Genomic DNA, 18,679 nt, shown 5'->3' on the forward strand with positions numbered 1-18,679 from the left:
GCTCCATGGCGCCGCCTGTCGTGAAACGGTTCGCCTGTCTTCATGGCGTCTTACGCGCCCTAGGTGGTTCACGAAAAAGAAAGGTCCCGCGGGACCTTTCCTACACCGCCGCTTGCCTTAGTTCTGCAACGCACTCCACATTTCTTTGTCGCGCTCCGCCGTCCAAATGCGCGGATGGGTGATGCCGCTCGCTTCGTCGTAAGCGCGGGAGACATCGAAGGGGAGGCAATGCTCATAGATGAAGACCTGACCGAACTTCGGATCCATCGACTTGCGCGTCAGCGCCATGGCACCCTTTAGATCGAGCTTTTCGGCGACGGCGTCGCGACCGGCTTGCAGCAGCGTCGTGACGAAGTCTTTCGTATAGTCGAGACCCTTGTTCACTTCGGCCGGCGAAAGCAGCGCGGGGCCGCGGCCCGGCACGAGCTTTTCCGGGTTCAATGCGCGCAGCGCCTCGAGCGTCGCGGGCCATTGCTCGAGCTGAGCGTCGCCGCAATAGCAAGCCGCGTCGTATTCGACGAGGTCGCCCGAGAACAGCACCTTTTGCGACGGCAGCCAGACGACCGTGTCGCCTTTCGTATGACCCGCGCCCAGATGCGCGATCTTGACTTCGAGCTTACCGAGCCACAGCGTGATTTCCTTCTCGAACACGAGCGTGGGCCACGTCAAACCCGGAACCGTCTCCACGCCGGCGAACAAGCGCGGAAAGCGTTCGATCTCCGACTTCATATCCTGCTCGCCGCGCTCGACGATCATCTCGTACGTGCCGCGGCTTGCAATGATCTGCTGCGCCCCTTCCTTGAAATAAGCCGATGCACCGAGCACGCGCACCGCGTGGTAGTGCGACAGCACGACGTATTTGATCGGCTTGTCCGTCACGCTACGAATCTTCGCGATCAGATCTTGCGCCATGGCGGGCGTAGCCGTCGTATCGACGATCAAGACACCGTCGTCGCCGATGATGACGCCCGAATTCGGATCGCCTTCCGCCGTGTACGCCCATGCGTTCTCGGACAACTGCGCGAACGTAATCTTCTTTTCTTCGAGGTCTGCTTGAGATGCGAATGCCTTGGCCACGTCTATCTCCTATGAGTCTGCGGTGGATGGTCGCATGGTCACGTTGCCCTTGATCTTTGTCAATAGCAAATGACCTTGCTATAGTTGAACTACGGGAAAACCCCTGTGCGGGACGCGATCGGCGGATGCGTTACGATCTTGCTCCGTGGCGTACGCCCGCAGGAGCGGATAGGACAATTGAAAGAAACAACCCCCAAAGCGCAACGTGGGATTCAAAGCGTCGAAGTGGCCGGACGCATTCTCGAGGCGTTCGCCTCGCGGCGCGAGCGCGTCGCGCTGAGCGAATTGGCATCGGCAGCGGGCTTGTCGACCGCACAGGCGCATACCTATTTGGTGAGTCTCACGAAGCTTGGGCTGGTGAAGCGCGACGCCCTCACCGGCTACTACGAACCCGGACCGCTTTCGTTGCGGCTGGGCCTGATTTACGTCGAGCAACAACCGGCCTATCGCATCGCGGGGCCTTATGCGATGCAACTGGCCGAACGTACCGGCTTTAGCGTGGCCATCTGTATCGCGGGCGCGCAAGGGCCTACGATCGTGCGCTACGAGCGCGGCGGCAATCCATTGCATGTGAACCTTCACGTGGGTACGGTGATGTCGTTGGAAACCACATCCACGGGCAGCGTGTTCAGCGCCTTTCTCGACGAGCCATCGCTCACCGCCATGCGGGAACGTCAGGGACTCGTTCAACCGCAGACGATCGCCGCAAACGGCGCGGCGAGTGCGGATAAGCAGGCAAGCCTCGACGCGATCCGGCGACGGCGCCTTGCGCGCAGCGTCGATATGCCGAGCCCCGGCATTAGCAGCATGAGCGTGCCCGTGCTCGATGCCGACGAGAACCTATTGCTCGCGCTGACCGTCATCGGGCCGTCCGGCACGATGGATATCGGCTGGGGCGGCGCGATCGCGCACGAGATGACCGAAACCGCCAATCGCATCATGCAGGCCCTGCTTCACCGGACCCCGACTCATGCCGTTTGATTCCACAGAAGGCCCGACCGACGACATCGGGCAAACACAAGCCAAGGCGCAACGCGGCATCAATGCGCTCGACAGCACGGGCGAACTCCTTTCGGTACTCGCATCGGCCGGCCGCCCGCTGAACTTGCGCGATCTCGCCGCGGCCGCCGGCATGCCGCCCGCAAAAGCGTTCCCTCACCTCGTCAGCCTGCAAAAAATCGGCCTGCTGCTGCGTAACGACGACGGTTGCTTCACGGCTGGTCCGCTTGCATTCGAACTCGGGTTGATCGCATTGCAACGCTTATCGCCGACGCGCGACGCCGAGCCGGAAATCGTCGCCCTCGCGGCAGCCACCGAACTCTCCGTTGCGGCGGCCACGCTCGGACCGTTGGGGCCTACGGTGATCCGGTTGGAAGAATCCGCGCGGCCGCAACATATCAGCTTGCGCGTGGGTACGGTCATGTCGCTCGTCAATACGGCGATCGGCCGCGTGTTCGCGGCGTACATGACGGAAGACCTACTGAATGGCTTCTTGGCACAGGAGCCGATCAGGCTTGCCGGCGATGCGACGGCGCCCGCCTCGATCTCCCGCAGCTATCGCACGCGGTTGAATCGCATTCGCGAAAGCGGCATCGACGAAGCATTCGATTCGCCTATCCCCGGCATCGGCACCCTCGCCGCTCCGGTCTTCGATCACACGGGCAGCATTCGGTTGGTAATCGCCGTCATCGGCCCGTCGAGCGGATTCGATCGCAGTGCGCAAGGGCCGATCGGACGTGCGCTGCTTAGCGCCACGCAACGGCTGTCGTGGCGCTTCGGCCTGCACACGCCCGAGTCGAACGAGGATTGAAACGCCCGGCTCTCCTTTGCATGGTCACCCTTGCGTGGGCGCCGCCAAACCCAAGCGCGCTTTTGCAAAGGCCTCTTTGAGTACGTCGATATCGCCGATATGGTTGGCGAGTAGGAGCACAAGCTTCGCGTTCAGCATGTGACTATCGGCGTCGCTCAGTCCCTGGTGCGTATCGATCAACTGTTCGTAGAACGCATCCATGTCGGCGATGTTGGGATCGAGATTGAGTTGGCTCATGATCGTTCAACCGTTCGAAGTGACATTGCAGGTGGCGCGATCGACCGCGGCGAAAACCGAGCGCACATCGAGTGCGCGCCAGCGGGCGCAAACGTGCTGATCGGGACGCAGTAAATAGAACGTGCCGGGACGCGCGTCGAATCGCTCGGTGACGAGCCCTTCAACGTCCTCTACGATCGTTACATCCGGAATCGGCGGTACCTGAGCGCCATGGGCGATAACGATCACCGATCGCACGCCAATCGGAAGGCGTGAAAGCGCACCGAAGTTTGCCGTTGCCTTCGTCAAATCCTCGTCTAGACCGAGAAAGTAAATGCCCGTGAACGTGCTTCCCGCGCTTTGATTGAGAAACCACGCCGGCTTGCCGTCGATCGCAATCGGTGCATCGATGCAGACGGCGCCCGGAACCATCGGGCCCAAGAATGTATCGCCCGCGACATCCGGCGTGTTCAATGGCGATTCGGACAGCACGGCGGGCACCGACAAGCGGCCGCTGTTCACGATGCGGCGTGCAAACGCACAGTCTTTCGCGAGCTTGAGCGTCGCGTCGCGGAAGAGGCGGGAGACCGCGCTCTTGGGGGTGATGAAATCCGTGGCGCGCGTCGAGTTGCGAATGTTTTCGTCGGCGGCAAATTCGCGTTCGGACGCATAAGTGTCGAGCAGCTTCGAGGGCGCCTTGCCATCGAGCACGAGCCTTAGCTTCCATGCGAGGTTGTCCGTATCCTGCACGCCGCTGTTCGCGCCGCGCGCGCCGAATGGCGACACCCCATGCGCGCTATCGCCGGCGAACAGCACCCGGCCATGACGGAAAGAATCCATGCGTACGCATGAGAACGTGTATACGCTGACCCACTCGAGTTCGAATTCGACGTTTTCGCCGAGCAGTGCTTTCACGCGGGGAATCACTTTCTCGGGGGCTTTTTCGGCGACGGGATCGGCATCCCAACCCAACTGGAAGTCGATTCGCCAAACGTCGTCGGGCTGACGGTGCAGCAGTACGGACTGATTTCGGTGGAATGGAGGATCGAACCAGAACCAGCGCTCCGTGGGGAACGCGGCCTTCATCTTGACGTCGGCGATGAGGAAGCGATCCTTGAACGTGCGGCCATGACTATCGACGCCGAGCATGTTTCGAATCGGGCTTCGCGCGCCGTCGGCGGCAACGACATACTGCGCTCGCAGCGCATAGATCCCGTCGGGCGTTTCGATTTGCAGCTCGACATGATCGTCATGCTGCGTCACCCCGACTACGTTGCTCTTCCAACGGATCTGTACGTTTTCAAGCTCCATCGCCCGCTCGACGAGGTAACCTTCGACGTAATACTGTTGCAGGTTGATGAATGCCGGCCGAGCGTGCCCCGCCTCCGGCAATAAGTTGAACATATAGATCAGCTCGTCCTGAAAGAACACCTTCCCGACGTTCCAACTCACACCCTTTTCGACCATGCGGTCGCCGCAACCTAAGCGATCGAAGACCTCTAGCGTTCGTTTGGCGAAGCAGATCGCGCGGGATCCGTTCGAGAGCGTGTCGTCATTATCGACAAGCACTACGTTGACGCCCTGCTGTGCAAGATCGATTGCGGCAGATAGGCCGATCGGCCCCGCTCCGACGACGACCACGGGATGCAATGACTGCGAGGGAGCGTCGTGCTCGGCGGCTCGAACGTAGTCGAACCGCAGCGTTTGGTAATCGACCGCCATGGCGTCTCCTGACTGCAAATTAAACTATAGCAAGTGTTTTTGCTATTTATGAATTGAGCAAATTTTAGATCGCCTGGGGAGGGAGGGGGCATTTGTGTTTACCCTAGGACGCGACGGGGAGATTGGCTGGCGGCCGGGCGTGGACGGTATTGCCGGCGGCCGTGTTATCCCCAGATTTTGTTGGCAAGGCTGTGGGTAACCTGAGGGTGTGTGATGTAACTGCTTGATTAAAAAGCCAAACGCAGGCTGGCATGCAAGCGCGGCATCATGGAGGCGAGCGACGGGTCGCGTCGAGGGTGTGTCGGGAGGATAAGTGCGACCGGACAGCGTGATTTAGTGGCGCTACGACGAGCAGCCCGCGTCGATCATCGTGCGGGCTGCGTATGGATTGCTACGCCTGGCGCTACAGCCAGGAAAACCAGTCGTGAAGCAACCCCTTGTCGCCGGATGGGGCCGGCGCTGGCGTCGGCGCCGGTGTCGGCATCGGCGAGACATAGGTGGTTGTCTTGTTGTCGCTCGCCTCGGGCATGAACTGCGCGATCAACTGCTTGGGATCGGCATTGGTGCCCTCCACGCCACCCGGCTCCATCAATAGCATGTCGATCTTGTGGTCGGGATTCGAACTCGGCTTGGCCGGCATCGTAATCATTGCCGTCAGCGAATGGCCCGATGCACTGGTTAGGTTCGGCGCGATGTCGACTGAAATGGGCAACGTATTCGCGGTTCCGTCCTGTAGGGTGACGAATTGATTGCGAATGTCATGAAAGTCGTCGAGGGGCACGTGAGCCCTATCCTCCGACGAGAGATTCCCATCGTTGACGAGGTTGCCTTCGGCGTCGTAGTGGAAGGTCGATGAAACGGGCTTCCCCGTCGCCGGATCTACATCGGGTTTTCCGGTTTTAACGTCGAATTTCGTGACCGAGACGGTGTTGTTCTTGTTATCGACGCACACCTGGCCGACGATTTGATTCTCATTGTTAGTGATCGTCGCGGTTTCGGTCTCGCTGCCGCCGTCGGTGCCCCAAACGATATGCGCATTGCCCGTCACCATATCGGTGGCGCCCCCGGACGGCCCAGGGTCTGGCGGCAAAGGCCGATCCGCGTAGGGTGAAAGGTCTGGAGCCAGTGCACGTCCTGCACTGAGCGGAGCCGAATAAGACACGTTGATTCCCCTTTATTGCCAATGAATTGAGGAAGACCGGCCTCGGGTTCGGTTGAGTTCAGCGGGCGTTGAACACCAAGGACAGGTCGTTCCGGCTAAGTATTGGCAATGTTTCGGGTGTCTGCCGGCTGATTTCCGTAGTCGAACCGCGATAAATCTTGGAATAAGGCGATTGGGCTGCGGATGTTGTGGGGGAAGATTACAAAGCGCATTCTTCCATTGACTGAACGCCTAGGATCGTAGGATGTCTGACAGCGGCCAGCCCATTCCTACCCGGGTCGAACCGATAGGAAATCCGCGGTCGCTCGGGAGCCCCTTCGCCCTGCGAATATGTGACGCGCGATACTCGACGAGAACGAGATGAGAGAACAAGAACCAAGCCGCACAGCATTGTCTGCCGCGACGCATCGGGCTATCCATCAGGTGGTGGAAAAGGGAAAAATCTTCAACGATCCCCTCGCCCTCCGGATAGTCGGATTGAAGGCAGAGGAAGTACAGAAGGACTACGAGTCGCAAAGGTCTAGACGCGATATTCGGTTGTTTATTGCAGCTCGATCCCGTTACGCAGAAGCAGCCCTCGAGCTCGGTGTCGAGCAGCGTGGGGTACGACAAATCGTGATACTTGGCGCCGGGTTGGATACGTTCGCGTATCGCAGCCGGCTGCGCGGCGATCCACGCATTTTCGAAGTCGATCACCCAGCCACACAATTATGGAAACGGAGACGGCTTGACCAAGCCGGCATTGCGCATCCGGATGCGCTTATCTATGCGCCGGTCGATTTCGAGCACGATACGCTGTTGGATGGGCTCAATGCAGTCGGTTTCGACGCGATGCAGCGAACGTTTTTCGTTTGGCTAGGTGTCGTTCCTTACCTGACGGAGAAAGCGATTGTTGGAACGCTTGGGACGATCGCCGGTCTCTCCGGCGGCGCCGAGGTGGTCTTCGACTATAGCGACCCGCCTACCTCGTTTTCCCCGGAGCTATTGGCGATACACGAGATTAGAGCGAAACGGGTGGCTGCCGCCGGCGAACCGTTCCTTAGCTATTTTGACCCACCGGCCCTACATGAAAAGCTATGCGGCCTAGGCTTTTCGAAAATCGACGATGTCAGCGGTCGCCAATTGCTTTCCCGGTACATCGAACAGGCAAGGTCGCCTACTGCATCAACCGTAGAAAGCGGTGGACCGCGCTCCGGCGGTGGGCACGTACTGTTCGCAGCCACGTAGTTCGTGAGTCGGGCGCTTCAGCGAGCAGATGCTTGAATGAAGCGCAGCCCCCAACCCGTGCGAAGCCGCCCTTCACTGTCGAGCATGCTCGAAGTCTCTGCAATAAGCGTGTCTTTCAGCTTGAGACGTGCCGCCACCGACAGTCTATCTATGTCGTAGGTTTCGATCAGTGCGTCCCATAGCTCGCCCGGCGTGGGCTGCCAGGCGACATCCACGTCTTCGATTTGTGGATCATAGAAGTCGCCCTCAAACAGTTCTATCCAACCCTCCGTGCTGCGAGTTCTGCGATCCCCCATGGGCATCGAGGGAAGATCCACTTTAGCGATTGGCCGGAAAATGTCGAGAAAGATATCGTTCACGGGGCCCAGCATGAAGACGCGCCCGACGATTGCGGCCAATCTACCGTTGGGTACAAGAACGCGATGAATCTCCGAGAGCACCGCCTCGATGTCGTCCATGAGCATCAAAGCCATGTGAGAAACGACAAGATCGATCGATTTGCTCGCCAACGACATTTGTTGAGCGCGCTCTCTTAGCAACAGGATCCGACTTGGTAACGTGCGTCTCGCGACGTCAAGTTCTCCGCGGCTCAGGTCGAGACCGATAAGCTTCGATTGAGGCGAGCATGCATCGAGAAGACCGAGAAGATGCCCGTCGCCACAGCCTACGTCGAGTATCGTGCTCGAAGATGACAAGTCTTGGGCGACGGCGGCAAGGACCGCATAAGAAGACTTATAAGCTTGGGATGGCGTCTTGGCCGGCAATGCGGAGAACGCCGCACTCGTCGCGCCGGGACGGCGCTGATGGAAATCCTGCAAATATTGCTCGCTCGGCGAGAACGCGTCCATACGGCGTACGTAGAGTAGGTTTAAGAACAGCCATGATACGGGGGCAAAATGGCTTGCGCATGTAAGTCGACATCCGTTGCTCCGCTCGTTGTGGTGAAGTCTTTGGAGCGAAGTCGTCGGTTGGGCGGTCGCTCATATCGAAGCGACGCATCTAGGCTTGCAACGTGCCTTGCTCGCAGCGACGCTTTGCAGGCGTCCGGCGCCCAGAGGATAATGCCTTGCACATCGTTTCCGAGGCGCTCATATGGCTAAGTTTCAGCCTGACGGATGGCACACCGTCACGCCAAGAATCGTCGTGCGCGAACCGGAAAGCCTGATCGCTTTCATCAAGGCGGTATTTCAAGCGCAGGGAGAATTCCGTGACGGACGGCCAGCCGAAATCCTGATCGGCGATTCTGTCGTGATGGTGAGCGATGGCGATGGCCTTCGCGAGCCGATGGTGGCATTTCTGTATGTCTACGTTGAGGACGTCGATTCGACCTATCAGCGAGCGATCGCGGCAAATGCGATTTCGCTCGAAGTTCCGGCTGACATGCCATACGGCGACAGGCGCGCGATGATAAGAGATCCATGGGGAAACACCTGGCAGATCGCCACACATCAGCGCGATCTCTCGGCGTAGGGATGTAGCAAGGCGTCAGGCTGACACCGGCCCGGAAGCAGTCATACCTCGTAAAGTGCGACTGTTTTCTATAGCGATCGCCGGTGCCGCAAAGTTACGTGTTTAACGGCTCTGCGGCCTTGGCCAGTTCCACCATGGCTTGCCTGGCGGAACGCAATTTTCTATCGCCTATGCGGCGGGCAAGCTCGGCCTTGGCCGCACTCCACACCGGGAACGCATCGACCACGAGCTGGCGACCGGACGGCGTCAGCGCTAACTGCTTTCCAGCGCGCCCACGCCCACCCTGAGCATAGACCAGCTTTTGGCTCTCCAAATTCCGAACGTTTCGACTAAGCGTCGTCGGATCCACGCCGGCTCTGTGCGCAAGCTCCACAAGCGTCGCCCCCTCGGCGGTACCTATTCCAACAAGAAGGCTGAATTGCTCGGCCGTCAATCCGAGCGGCTTGAAACAGGCGTTGTAGTAACGCGTAAGTGCGCGCGCCGTCGCGCGAGCCTGGAAACCAGGACACTGCGCTTCGACATCGCTCAGAGACTCTAGATCAAAACCGTCCACGTTCACTTCCTTGACAATTCGATCCTCCAATAATAATGTATATGCACCATTTACGGAGTGCCTAATGCCAGCTTATGTACACGTCAATCTGCGGATCATCGACGCAGCCAAACAAGCATCGCTTGCACCACGTTTTCAGGCGGCATTGGAAGCGGCGGGAGGGAAGATTCTGCATTTCGGTCCTGTTGCGCAGGTTCTAGAAGGCGATGAGAAGCCGCTGCCGCTAGCCGGCGTGTTCGAGTTTCCAACGCTTGCCCAAGCACGCGCGTTCTACGATTCCGAGGCGTATGCGCCAATCAAGGCCGAACGGTTGGAGGCTCAGCAAGCGCGGATGTTCATCGTCGAAACGCACTCGTGAGCGGCCGATTTCGAAAGGCGTAATTGACCGGAATAGGTCTTTTCAGCCGATCGCTCCGGCACGCCAGTGGCAGCGATAGACGAATAGCCACCGCGACGGGTTGTGCCGACTGAGGGCAGCAACCGGCAGATCCCTTATAAAGTAAAGGCAGGCACGCTATTCGTCGGCTTACTGGTTAGCTCAATGCGCAAGCCTGCCAATGACGCTGGACGCGAGCTATCCGCACAGTAAGCCGGCCTGCTTTCTCACCCTCAAAACTCCCGCGCAACCGCACGCGCCTCTTCAATCGCCCGGCTCCGATCGACCTTCCCGTCGGCCCCGAACAGTGTGCGCTCGACGACAATGCCAGCCACATCCTCCACCCCCACGAACTTAAGCCAGGTCTCCATATAGGGCCGTTGCAGGTCGAACTCACTAGCCGGCGTCAGCGACCCTGGCGACGTGTAGCTAAGTCCACGCGCATAAACGACCGCAGCTTTTTTCCCACGCAATAGCCCCGCAAACCCCGAGCTATCGAACGAAAAGAGCACATCCTTCTGCGAGATCAAGTCGATCAGTTGTTTCAGCTTGTACGGAATGCTGAAATTCCACAGCGGTACCCCGAACAGCAGCTTATCCGCTGCATGAAACGGCGCTGCGAGTTCCTCGATCCGTCGCCAAGCATCCGCCTGCTTCGGGGTCAACGGCGTCCCGCTGAGGCCGGCATACTTTGCAGCCAGAGCGTCCTCATCAAACTCCGGCAATCCCTCCCCCCACGCGTCGAATTTCTGAATCACATGGTCGGGATGCGCCGCTTGGTACGCATCGAGAAACGCGCGGCACACTTCGATGGATGCCGAATACCCCTTGTTGGGCGAGCCTTCGATATAGAGAACGCGAGTCATGGCAGCAGTCCTTGCAAGGAATAAGAAAAGAAGACGGCGCCAGGAAAAAAGCACAGTCGCTCGTCTGTGCTTCGCAGCGTATCGAGACCACCTATAATTTAGAAACGATATAAATTTGTTGCACTAACCTGATTTGGTGATCAATGAGCCGTCCGCTCGACACTGCGCTGCTGCATACGTTCGTTGCCGTCGCCGACACTCGCAGCTTTACCGGAGCCGGCCGCAGGCTCCATCTGAGTCAATCGGCGGTAAGCGCTCAAGTTGTGCGTCTAGAGGAGCAAATCGGCCGCGCGCTGCTCGTGCGCAACACGCGGAACGTCGCATTGACCGCCCATGGCGAGATGCTGCTCGGCTATGCGCGGGCCATGCTGAACCTTAGCGAAGAAGCGAGAACCCGCTTAGGATCCGGCGAAACCTATAGCGGAAAGCTGCGCATCGGCGCATCGGACGATGTTGCGAGTGGATGGTTACCTGAAGCGATGCGCCGCTTTAGTACCGCGCGCCGTGGTTTGCTGCTGGACTTGACCGTCGACATCGGCGACCGTTTGTTTCAAAGACACGCCAATGGAGATTTCGATATCGTAGTCGGCAGCCGGTGCGCGCCGTTGAGCAACGGTACGACGCTATGGCGAGAACCGCTCGCTTGGACGTTTGCGCGTCACGAACCGCTGCCCGAAGGCGACGTACCGCTAGCGTGTTTCCCCGATCCCTGTCCGTTTCGGGAAGCGGCTATCAAAGCACTCTCTTTAGCCCGCATGCCGTATCGAATCGCGTGCGAGAGCCCAAGCGCCGCAGGTATCTATGCGTTTGCTCGGGCCGGTATTGCGATTGCGCCGTTGCCGCGCTGCACGATCGACGACACGCTTCGCGAACTTGGTACGACCGAAGGTCTGCCCGAGCTGCCGGATATCGAGTTCGTCACGGCGTACGACGAGGAAAAGCCGCCCGCTGCCGAATTCGCGGAGATGATCTTCGAGGAAGTGGCCGTCCGAATGGGCACACGTGCGATTCGGAACGGCAGGACCGAGGCAGAAAACGACTAGTGGCAAGAAGGCTTGGACACGCTGTGCCCATGTTCATGCAGTGCGTCCACGCAATCGTCTTCCTCAACCTGGACGGTCACGTGCTCGACGTTGAAGCGCGTAGACAGGCGGCGCTGAACGGCAGTCACAGCTTCGCGCGCTCCCACTCCGGGCGCCGGATGCACATGTAGCGTAACCATATGACGTTCGGCGGTTATCGACCACGCATGAATATGATGGGCATCGCGCACCTCGACAACGTTGCTTTCGAGGTCCGCCTTGATTTCCTCCAGACTCATTCCATGGGGCGTCCCCTCGAGCAGGATATGGGCAGACAACTTGACGATGCCCCAAGCGCTTTTGAGGATGATCACCGCGACTACGATCGAAAGAATCGGATCGATCGGCGTCCAGCCTGTGAGCAGAATCACACCTGCCGCGACGATGGCGGCTACCGAACCCAGCATGTCACCCAACACGTGAAGCCAAGCACCGCGGAGATTGAGATTCTCCCGATTCCCACCATGTAGCGCCAAAAACGCCGCAATGTTCGCGGCAAGTCCCGCAAACGCGACGATTAACATAGTCTTGCCGACAACCGGCACGGGTTCCGCGAACCGTCGAACCGCCTCCACGATGATCCAGCCGGCGATCACGAAGAGCGCGCAGCCGTTCACGAATGCCGCCAAGATTTCGAGGCGCTTGTAACCGTATGAGAGCTGCGCGGTCGCAGGCCTGCGCCCGTAGTGAATCGCCGCCCAGCTAAAACCCAATGCGGCCGTGTCGCTGACCATATGCCCGGCGTCGGCCAACAGTGCCAGGGACCCGGATAGCAGGCCACCCACGATCTCGACGACCATGAAAATCGCGATGATGACGAAAGCCGCGCCGATGCGCCGCTGGTCCGTTACGCCATGTAGATGATCGTGCCCCGCGTGACCATGGCCCTCGTGAGCGTGACTATGGCCCGTGTGGCCTTGGGAATGATCATGATCGTGCGCATGGTCATGATGTTCGTGATGATTGTGCGGAGAATGTGCCATCGGTCTGCTCAGCCTTTAACCTTGGCATTATAGTGAGTCGCGCTCCCGCCCGGGCTGCCCCTTGCCACGTACGTTTCTGTCACGTTTCCGAGATTCGCAGGAGGCGGCTGTGCCCCAGCGATGTAAGGCGCCAGGGCAAAGCGCGCGGAGCGAGAAAGGAGATGCCCGCCGCAGACTCGACGAAGCATCGTCGCGAAGCCGAGGAATCGGTGATGCGTGCGCCATCTTGAGCCAGATAGCATTATCTGGCGTCTGGAACGATAGAGCCTCACGTTTACGATTCTTGCAACTCACTTGCCCTTGCTGACGAAGCTCTACACTCCGCGGCTCCTTCCGGGTAACCCACAAATAGAATTGCGAGTTTCCGTACCATGTGCCAATCGGCAGCGGGCCGAAATGCAAAATCTCCGCACCCCAGCCTAGCGTGTCGATCGCCGAGATGGCCTTCCTGAAATCGAAACCTTTATGGCTCCGCTTAATATCGGTCGCGCGAGATGCGCGAATATCCAGAACGCTTGCTTTGGCAAGTTCAAGCAAACCATGCTCGGGCCGACGAAAATGAAGAACAGAACGATTCGCCTCCTTCAGGAGCAATGCAGGCCCAATCTCGATCGGGCCACTGATTAATATGCCACCGTCCAGCCCTAATACGCGATCGCATGTCGGGAGGAAATCGACCAGTTCTTCTTGATGTAGATGTTCGATGGTCTCGAAAAGCGTCACCATTGAAAACGGCCCCAAGTCGCTAACTTCATCGACCGTTCGGTGGATCGGCAAGCCTTCGGCTGCCCGCTCGGTTCGCGAAGCTCGTCGATATACGGTGTGTTCCAGCGCGCTCGAACGCGATATCCAGTCCCGCGTTCGTTCTTGTAAACAGGGGGCCCCTCGACACAACTGAACCCCGCCAAGGGGATCGGCCGTCCAAATTTGCGGTGTCTTCCGCAGCACCTGGCACGCGAAATCCGCCTCGACCTCAGCCGCCAGACACGCATCGTCACCGCCCTGCCCGTTCGGGCAGCTTCTTCCTTGGAATAAGAAAAGATTAAATAGCGATAACGCTTATTTGCTTCCGTTCACTTGGCTGACAGGACAGACTTCATGACCTTATTGGCGGAATGCTATATCAAGGAAAAATTCCCTTTCAGGGAGCGAAAAGCTCTGGATCTTCGCATGCAGGAACACTTCTTCTCCCGCGTGGCGATGACCTACGACATGACACCCCACGCCCCGCATGATCCGGACGTTCGCGAGGCCTACGAAGCGCTCAAGGAAGAGATCCTGATGCAATTCGAGTTCATGTCCCGGCATGACATCAGGATACGTCCGTTCCTGGGCCAAGGGCAGCCCTATGCCAATTCGGCAGAGATGATGGCCCAGGTGGCGTCGACCAGCACGCTCTTCGTCTATCTAACCTCGCGCGGATACGGCAGCGATATCGCGGCCCCGCCCGACCATCCGATGCTGGAGCTCAGCGAGATCGTGATCGACGGCTACCGGTTCGCGTACAACGACCTGTTTCGAGCTGTCCACGACTACTACTGCCACTATTCGCCGCGCCAGGATTTCTCGCTGCGAGGCGAATGCATGGCCGCACTGCATCATCTCGAGTTGCTGTCGACTACGGCAGGCCGCGCCGTCTTTACCGAGACGGTCGGCCAGATATGCTGGTTCTATCGCGGGTCCCACCTCCTCGACAGGACGCTGCGTCTTCCGACACGCGTCGACAGCGACTACAGTCCACCGCGCTCGCGTCGCTATCCTCCGCAAAAGGCGATGCTGTTGCCGGCCTGCCTGATCGAGCGCTTTCGCAAGAGCGTCGTCCAACCGTGGACGGGACAGCCGATATGAGCGAACACGCATTGACGTCGCTTCGCCTGAGGCTTGCGTCGAAGATGCCCGTGCTGCTCGATGGCGCTACGGCGACCGAACTACAGCGCCGCGGCTACGAGATGCGGCCGCCCCTGTGGTCCGCCGAAGCCTTGCTGACGCTCGAAGGGCGCGCAGCGCTGGTGGAAATCCATGGGGAGTACGTCGAGGCCGGCGCCGACATCATCACCGCCAACACATTTCGGACGACCCGCAAGGCTGTTTCGGCAAGCAACCATCGCATCACGGCCGCAGAATTGACTGCCTGTGCCGTCGGCCTGGCGCGGCAAGCTATCGACGGGGCCGATAGCGACAGGACGATCCTAATCGCCGGATCGCTGGCCCCGGTTGCCGATGCCTATCGCCCTGAAGCGACACCCTCGAGCGGCATTTTGTTCGAGGAACATCGCGATTCGATCGCGAATCTGCTCAGCGCCGGAGTCGATCTCATCTTGGCCGAAACCATCAACACGTGGCGGGAGGCACAGGTAATCGGCGCTCTATGCCGCGAGATGCAGGCGCCGTTCATCGTCAGCTTCGTCTGCAATCCCGATGGTCTGCTGCTCAGCGGCGAAAGCTACGCACCGCTCGCGGACTTCGTCGCCGAATTTGCGCCGCTCGCGATCAGCATCAATTGCAGCAACCTGGCGACGACGCATCTGGCGCTCTCCCACTTGCCGTCGGGCGGCCACCTCGCCCTCGGCGTCTATCCGAACGTCGAAGACCGGTCGGAGGAGCCCGCGGACGCACCCGGAGGTTACTTGCGCCCCAACGTTTCCACGCGGCAGTTTGCCGAATTCATCAGTGAGAGCGCTTCTCGCTATGGGCTGAGCCTCGTCGGCGGATGCTGCGGCACGTCGCCGAAATATATCGCGGCGCTGCGCAAGCTCGTCGACACCGGCGCGATTTGAGCGCTCTCTATAAGGAAGGCATATGAATACGATTTCCCCGAGCCAGGAACAGCGGCAAACCTGGAATGCGCTGGCCCTGGCGTGGGAACGCTGGGGCGACGCATTCGAGCGCGGTGCAGGCCATGTGAGCCGAACGCTAATCGGCACCGCCGCCCTCCAGCTCGGCGACTATGTTCTCGACGTGGCGACCGGGCTAGGCGAACCAGCCCTAAGCATGGCAGCACTAGTCGGCCTCAACGGACACGTGACAGGCATCGACATTTCCGAAGAGATGATCGCCGTCGCGCGCCGGCGTCAGGGTTCGATCGCAAACGTAACGTTCGCTGTGGCCGACGCCGAACTGTTCGAGCCCGATTCGCGCTACCAGGTAGTGACAAGCCGGTTCGGGCTGATGTTCTTGCCGAATCGGCCGGCTTGCCTGCTGCGCTTGCGGGAGGCGATGGCACCTGGCGCACGACTCGTCTTTTCCACGTGGAGCACGCCGGACCAGGTGCCGATGATCAGCCTCGCGGTCGGCTTCTTCGCTCGCCAACTGAATCTGCCGCCACCGCCACCCGGCAAGCCCAATCCGTTTTGCATGGCCGACGAGCAAGCGGTACACGGCGAGCTGGAGACTGCGGGCTTCTCGCAGATTCGATGTGAACGTGTCGTCGCGCCGTTCAGGTTCGAAACGGTGGACGAATTCGTCCGGTTCTCGCGCGACCTGATCCCGCCCGGTATCGGCGCAGCCATCGCCGAACGCGCGTCACCGGAACGACTCGCCGACTTGTGGATTCAGTTCGCCGAAGCGGCCGGCCGCTTCGTGCAAGCGGACGGCACGGTATTGCTGCCTTCGCATGCGTTGTGCTTTTCCGCCCGACGGTGAGCGGTCAAACCATTGTTTCCTTCATTCTCAATCGTCCTCGACAAGGTACCTGCATGAATATTCATCCGTCTCATATCGCCGATATCAAGCTGGCCGACCAAGGCCGTGAACTGACCGAATGGGCGCGGCGCAGCATGCCCGTTCTCGAATCGATCCGGCAACGCTTCGAACGCGAACAACCGTTGGCGAATCGCGTCGTCGGCGCCTGCCTGCATATCACGGCCGAGACATCCAACCTGATCGAGACGCTGCGTGCCGGCGGCGCGAAGGTATTCCTCTGCGCATCCAATCCGATCAGCACGCAAGACCCGGTCACCGCCTATCTGTCGTCGCAGGGCGTGCACGTGTACGCGATTCACGGCGAGGATCTGAAGACCTATGAGAGTCACTGCCGCATGGTGCTCGACGCGCAACCGCACGTGGTGATCGACGACGGCGGCGATCTCACCAAGCTGCTGCATTCGGACTACGCAGCTGCTGCCGCGAACATCGTCGGCGGGCTCGAGGAAACGACCACCGGCGTGATCCGCGTGAAGAACCTGGAGCGCATGGGCGGACTCAAGTATCCGATTATCGCGATCAACGATTCCAAGACCAAGCATATGTTCGACAACCGGTACGGCACCGGCCAATCGACGGTCGACGCAGTCCTGCGCGCGACCAACATGCTGCTGGCCGGCAAGAAGTTCGTCGTGGCCGGGTTCGGCATGTGCGGACGCGGCGTGGCCATGCGCGCAGCCGGGATGGGCGCCGACGTAATCGTCACCGAGATCAATCCGGTCCGTGCGCTCGAAGCAGTCATGGAAGGCTTTCGCGTCATGCCGATGGAGCAAGCCGCGCCGCTCGGCGATGTATTCGTCACGGTAACGGGCAACAAATCCGTCATCGACAACCGCCACTTCGCGTCGATGAAGGACAACGTCGTGCTTGCCAATGCCGGCCACTTCGATTGCGAGATCGACCTCGTTTGTCTGCGCGACCTGTCCACCAGCACCCAGAAGATCCGCTCGGACATCGAGCAATTTACGCTTGCAAGTGGACGACGCATCTCGGTGCTCGCCGAGGGCCGTCTCGTCAATCTGTGCGCGGCCGAGGGGCACCCCGCGGAAGTGATGGACATGTCTTTCGCGAACCAAGCGCTGGGTTGCGAGTATCTGCTCAAGCATCCGGGCCTGCCGATCAGCGTGCTCGACATGCCGGCTGAAGTCGACACGATGATCGCTTCGATGAAGCTCGCGTCGCGCAGCATCGAGATCGATGTGCTCACGCCGGAACAACGGAGCTATCTCGACGCCTGGGAAGAAGGCACCAAGAAGGACATCGAAGCCGAGAGCGTCGCCTGATGAAATTCGACACGATCGCGGTACATGTCGGCCAGGAGCCGGATCCGGTCACGGGGGCGGTCGTGCCGCCCCTTCATTTGGCGTCGACGTTCGCGCAGGAAAACCAGGAGCCGCTACGCTACTTCTACGGCCGGGGCGAGAATCCGACCCGTGAAGCGCTCGAGCGCTGCCTGGCGGCGCTGGAGGGCAGCGAACACGCGCTCGCGTTCGCCTCCGGACAGGCTGCCGGAGCGGCGGCGCTGAGCCTACTGCGGCCGGGCGATACGTTCCTGTGCTCGGATGACGTCTATGGAGGGACGCTCGACCTGTTCCAGGCGCTGGAAGCCACCAGCGGCCTGCGGCACCGCAAGGTCGAGATGAGTGATCTGGAGGCGGTGGAAGCCGCCCTCTCCGGCGACGTGCGTCTCGTATGGATCGAGACGCCCACCAATCCGACGCTGAAACTGGCGGACCTACGGGCGATCTGCGCACTCGCGAAGCGGCGCGAGGCGCTGGTGCTGGTGGACAACACCTTCGCCAGCCCGTATCTCCAGCGCCCGCTCGATCTCGGCGCCGATCTCGTGCTCTATAGCACGACCAAATACCTCGCCGGCCACGGCGACGTCATCGGCGGCGCCCTGATCTCGCGAGACGAGTCGCATCACCGCGTTCTCGCGAAGCATCGCACGGTGACGGGCGCGGTGCCCGGACCGCTCGACTGTTACCTGGTCCACCGGGGCGTGAAGACACTGGGCCTGCGCGTCGAACGTCAGGTGGCCAATGCGCGGACGCTAGTCGAACAGCTACAGCGATCGCCACGGATATCGCGCGTGATTTATCCCGGCCTCGAATCGCATCCGCAGCACGCGTTATGCGCGCGGCAGATGACCGGTCCCGGCGCGATCGTCTCGTTCGAGTATCTCGGCGACGTGACGGCGCTGATGCACGGCCTGAAGTATTTTCATTGCGCCGTGAGCCTCGGTGCCGTGTTCTCGCTGATCGAATGCCCCGCGCTCATGACGCATCGCACCGTGCCGGACGAACTCAAGCGAAGCCTCGGCATCACCCCGAATCTGATCCGTCTGTCGGTGGGCATCGAGGATATCGCCGACCTGTCAGCCGATCTGGCGCGCTATTTGTAACGCCCACACCATCGCGTTCCCTCATCTTT

18 protein-coding genes and 1 pseudogene are annotated in these 18,679 nt (G+C 60.0%); 10 read left to right on the forward strand and 9 right to left on the reverse strand.

The genetic code is table 11. The annotated features are described in order from the left end of the window. Window positions 1-117: 117 nt before the first annotated feature. Complete coding sequence (locus tag AB1286_RS28840; RefSeq protein ID WP_430366612.1) at window positions 118-1,077, reverse strand: MBL fold metallo-hydrolase; 960 nt, start codon at window positions 1,075-1,077, stop codon at window positions 118-120. A gap of 168 nt (window positions 1,078-1,245) precedes the next feature. On the opposite strand from AB1286_RS28840, the pseudogene AB1286_RS28845 reads away from it, so the two are divergent. Continuing rightward, a pseudogene (locus AB1286_RS28845) lies at window positions 1,246-2,887 on the forward strand (IclR family transcriptional regulator). Between the two features lie 24 nt (window positions 2,888-2,911). Here AB1286_RS28845 and AB1286_RS28850 read toward each other — a convergent pair. The 3 genes from AB1286_RS28850 to AB1286_RS28860 form a co-directional block, all read right to left on the reverse strand. Then, window positions 2,912-3,124 (reverse strand): DUF2783 domain-containing protein, encoded by a 213-nt coding sequence (locus AB1286_RS28850; protein WP_430366613.1) that lies wholly within the window; start codon window positions 3,122-3,124, stop codon window positions 2,912-2,914. Between the two features lie 6 nt (window positions 3,125-3,130). Continuing rightward, window positions 3,131-4,825 carry an FAD-dependent oxidoreductase gene (locus AB1286_RS28855; RefSeq protein WP_430366614.1) on the reverse strand — a complete coding sequence of 565 codons (1,695 nt, stop codon included), beginning with the start codon at window positions 4,823-4,825 and terminating at the stop codon, window positions 3,131-3,133. 403 nt (window positions 4,826-5,228) lie between these two features. Beyond that, window positions 5,229-5,915 (reverse strand): hypothetical protein, encoded by a 687-nt coding sequence (locus AB1286_RS28860; protein WP_430366615.1) that lies wholly within the window; start codon window positions 5,913-5,915, stop codon window positions 5,229-5,231. Between the two features lie 432 nt (window positions 5,916-6,347). Here AB1286_RS28860 and AB1286_RS28865 point away from each other — a divergent pair, with 432 nt between their 5' ends. Further along, window positions 6,348-7,214: a class I SAM-dependent methyltransferase gene (locus AB1286_RS28865; protein ID WP_430366616.1), complete on the forward strand. Its 867-nt coding sequence runs from the start codon at window positions 6,348-6,350 to the stop codon at window positions 7,212-7,214. A 17-nt stretch (window positions 7,215-7,231) separates the two neighbouring features. Here AB1286_RS28865 and AB1286_RS28870 read toward each other — a convergent pair whose 3' ends face one another. Continuing rightward, window positions 7,232-8,062, reverse strand: coding sequence for a class I SAM-dependent methyltransferase (locus AB1286_RS28870; protein ID WP_430366617.1), 831 nt, complete (start codon window positions 8,060-8,062; stop codon window positions 7,232-7,234). Window positions 8,063-8,306: 244 nt separating this feature from the next. Here AB1286_RS28870 and AB1286_RS28875 point away from each other — a divergent pair, with 244 nt between their 5' ends. Then, entirely contained in the window at window positions 8,307-8,684 is a 378-nt protein-coding gene (locus AB1286_RS28875) for a VOC family protein (protein WP_430366618.1), read from the forward strand. 94 nt (window positions 8,685-8,778) lie between these two features. Here the strand turns inward: AB1286_RS28875 and AB1286_RS28880 are convergent, their stop codons facing one another. Beyond that, window positions 8,779-9,237 carry a MarR family winged helix-turn-helix transcriptional regulator gene (locus AB1286_RS28880; RefSeq protein WP_430366619.1) on the reverse strand — a complete coding sequence of 153 codons (459 nt, stop codon included), beginning with the start codon at window positions 9,235-9,237 and terminating at the stop codon, window positions 8,779-8,781. Window positions 9,238-9,301: 64 nt separating this feature from the next. On the opposite strand from AB1286_RS28880, the gene AB1286_RS28885 reads away from it, so the two are divergent. Continuing rightward, the gene (locus AB1286_RS28885) at window positions 9,302-9,595 is read left to right on the forward strand and encodes a DUF1330 domain-containing protein (protein ID WP_430366620.1); all 294 of its coding nucleotides are present in this window, start codon (window positions 9,302-9,304) and stop codon (window positions 9,593-9,595) included. Window positions 9,596-9,846: 251 nt separating this feature from the next. Here the strand turns inward: AB1286_RS28885 and AB1286_RS28890 are convergent, their stop codons facing one another. Continuing rightward, complete coding sequence (locus AB1286_RS28890) at window positions 9,847-10,479, reverse strand: FMN-dependent NADH-azoreductase (protein ID WP_430367353.1); 633 nt, start codon at window positions 10,477-10,479, stop codon at window positions 9,847-9,849. Window positions 10,480-10,622: 143 nt separating this feature from the next. Here AB1286_RS28890 and AB1286_RS28895 point away from each other — a divergent pair, with 143 nt between their 5' ends. Further along, window positions 10,623-11,522, forward strand: coding sequence for a LysR substrate-binding domain-containing protein (locus AB1286_RS28895; RefSeq protein WP_430366621.1), 900 nt, complete (start codon window positions 10,623-10,625; stop codon window positions 11,520-11,522). Here the strand turns inward: AB1286_RS28895 and AB1286_RS28900 are convergent. After that, window positions 11,519-12,544 (reverse strand): cation diffusion facilitator family transporter, encoded by a 1,026-nt coding sequence (locus tag AB1286_RS28900; protein WP_430366622.1) that lies wholly within the window; start codon window positions 12,542-12,544, stop codon window positions 11,519-11,521. The two genes, AB1286_RS28895 and AB1286_RS28900, sit on opposite strands and share 4 nt — an antisense overlap. A 27-nt stretch (window positions 12,545-12,571) precedes the next feature. Then, entirely contained in the window at window positions 12,572-13,270 is a 699-nt protein-coding gene (locus tag AB1286_RS28905; protein ID WP_430366623.1) for a hypothetical protein, read from the reverse strand. A gap of 372 nt (window positions 13,271-13,642) precedes the next feature. Here AB1286_RS28905 and AB1286_RS28910 point away from each other — a divergent pair, with 372 nt between their 5' ends. The 5 genes from AB1286_RS28910 to AB1286_RS28930 are packed head-to-tail and all read left to right on the forward strand — an operon-like array spanning window position 13,643 to window position 18,650. Continuing rightward, the gene (locus AB1286_RS28910; RefSeq protein WP_430366624.1) at window positions 13,643-14,392 is read left to right on the forward strand and encodes a hypothetical protein; all 750 of its coding nucleotides are present in this window, start codon (window positions 13,643-13,645) and stop codon (window positions 14,390-14,392) included. Then, a complete protein-coding gene (locus tag AB1286_RS28915; RefSeq protein WP_430366625.1) occupies window positions 14,389-15,321 on the forward strand; it encodes a homocysteine S-methyltransferase family protein in 933 nt (310 codons plus the stop codon). Before AB1286_RS28910 ends, AB1286_RS28915 begins: the two co-directional genes overlap by 4 nt. 22 nt (window positions 15,322-15,343) lie before the next feature. Continuing rightward, window positions 15,344-16,186: a class I SAM-dependent methyltransferase gene (locus AB1286_RS28920; RefSeq protein WP_430366626.1), complete on the forward strand. Its 843-nt coding sequence runs from the start codon at window positions 15,344-15,346 to the stop codon at window positions 16,184-16,186. A gap of 53 nt (window positions 16,187-16,239) precedes the next feature. Continuing rightward, window positions 16,240-17,529, forward strand: a complete 1,290-nt coding sequence (locus AB1286_RS28925) for an adenosylhomocysteinase (protein ID WP_430366627.1) — start codon at window positions 16,240-16,242, stop codon at window positions 17,527-17,529. Next, on the forward strand, window positions 17,529-18,650 hold the full coding sequence (locus AB1286_RS28930; protein WP_430366628.1) for a trans-sulfuration enzyme family protein: 1,122 nt from the start codon (window positions 17,529-17,531) through the stop codon (window positions 18,648-18,650). The genes AB1286_RS28925 and AB1286_RS28930 overlap by 1 nt, the downstream gene beginning before the upstream one ends. Window positions 18,651-18,679 lie beyond the last annotated feature (29 nt).

The sequence above is a fragment of the Trinickia sp. NRRL B-1857 genome, from assembly GCF_050470685.1.
Lineage (GTDB): Bacteria > Pseudomonadota > Gammaproteobacteria > Burkholderiales > Burkholderiaceae > Trinickia.

Excerpts from the sequence above, each read along its gene's own strand:
- AB1286_RS28895 (WP_430366621.1), top strand. The coding sequence starts at position 10,623 with ATGAGCCGTCCGCTCGACACTGCGCTGCTGCATACGTTCGTTGCCGTC.
- AB1286_RS28870 (WP_430366617.1), bottom strand. The coding sequence starts at position 8,062 with ATGGACGCGTTCTCGCCGAGCGAGCAATATTTGCAGGATTTCCATCAG.
- AB1286_RS28850 (WP_430366613.1), bottom strand. The coding sequence starts at position 3,124 with ATGAGCCAACTCAATCTCGATCCCAACATCGCCGACATGGATGCGTTC.
- AB1286_RS28915 (WP_430366625.1), top strand. The coding sequence starts at position 14,389 with ATGAGCGAACACGCATTGACGTCGCTTCGCCTGAGGCTTGCGTCGAAG.
- AB1286_RS28900 (WP_430366622.1), bottom strand. The coding sequence starts at position 12,544 with ATGGCACATTCTCCGCACAATCATCACGAACATCATGACCATGCGCAC.
- AB1286_RS28925 (WP_430366627.1), top strand. The coding sequence starts at position 16,240 with ATGAATATTCATCCGTCTCATATCGCCGATATCAAGCTGGCCGACCAA.
- AB1286_RS28920 (WP_430366626.1), top strand. The coding sequence starts at position 15,344 with ATGAATACGATTTCCCCGAGCCAGGAACAGCGGCAAACCTGGAATGCG.
- AB1286_RS28905 (WP_430366623.1), bottom strand. The coding sequence starts at position 13,270 with ATGGTGACGCTTTTCGAGACCATCGAACATCTACATCAAGAAGAACTG.
- AB1286_RS28930 (WP_430366628.1), top strand. The coding sequence starts at position 17,529 with ATGAAATTCGACACGATCGCGGTACATGTCGGCCAGGAGCCGGATCCG.
- AB1286_RS28885 (WP_430366620.1), top strand. The coding sequence starts at position 9,302 with ATGCCAGCTTATGTACACGTCAATCTGCGGATCATCGACGCAGCCAAA.
- AB1286_RS28865 (WP_430366616.1), top strand. The coding sequence starts at position 6,348 with ATGAGAGAACAAGAACCAAGCCGCACAGCATTGTCTGCCGCGACGCAT.
- AB1286_RS28890 (WP_430367353.1), bottom strand. The coding sequence starts at position 10,479 with ATGACTCGCGTTCTCTATATCGAAGGCTCGCCCAACAAGGGGTATTCG.
- AB1286_RS28855 (WP_430366614.1), bottom strand. The coding sequence starts at position 4,825 with ATGGCGGTCGATTACCAAACGCTGCGGTTCGACTACGTTCGAGCCGCC.
- AB1286_RS28910 (WP_430366624.1), top strand. The coding sequence starts at position 13,643 with ATGACCTTATTGGCGGAATGCTATATCAAGGAAAAATTCCCTTTCAGG.
- AB1286_RS28875 (WP_430366618.1), top strand. The coding sequence starts at position 8,307 with ATGGCTAAGTTTCAGCCTGACGGATGGCACACCGTCACGCCAAGAATC.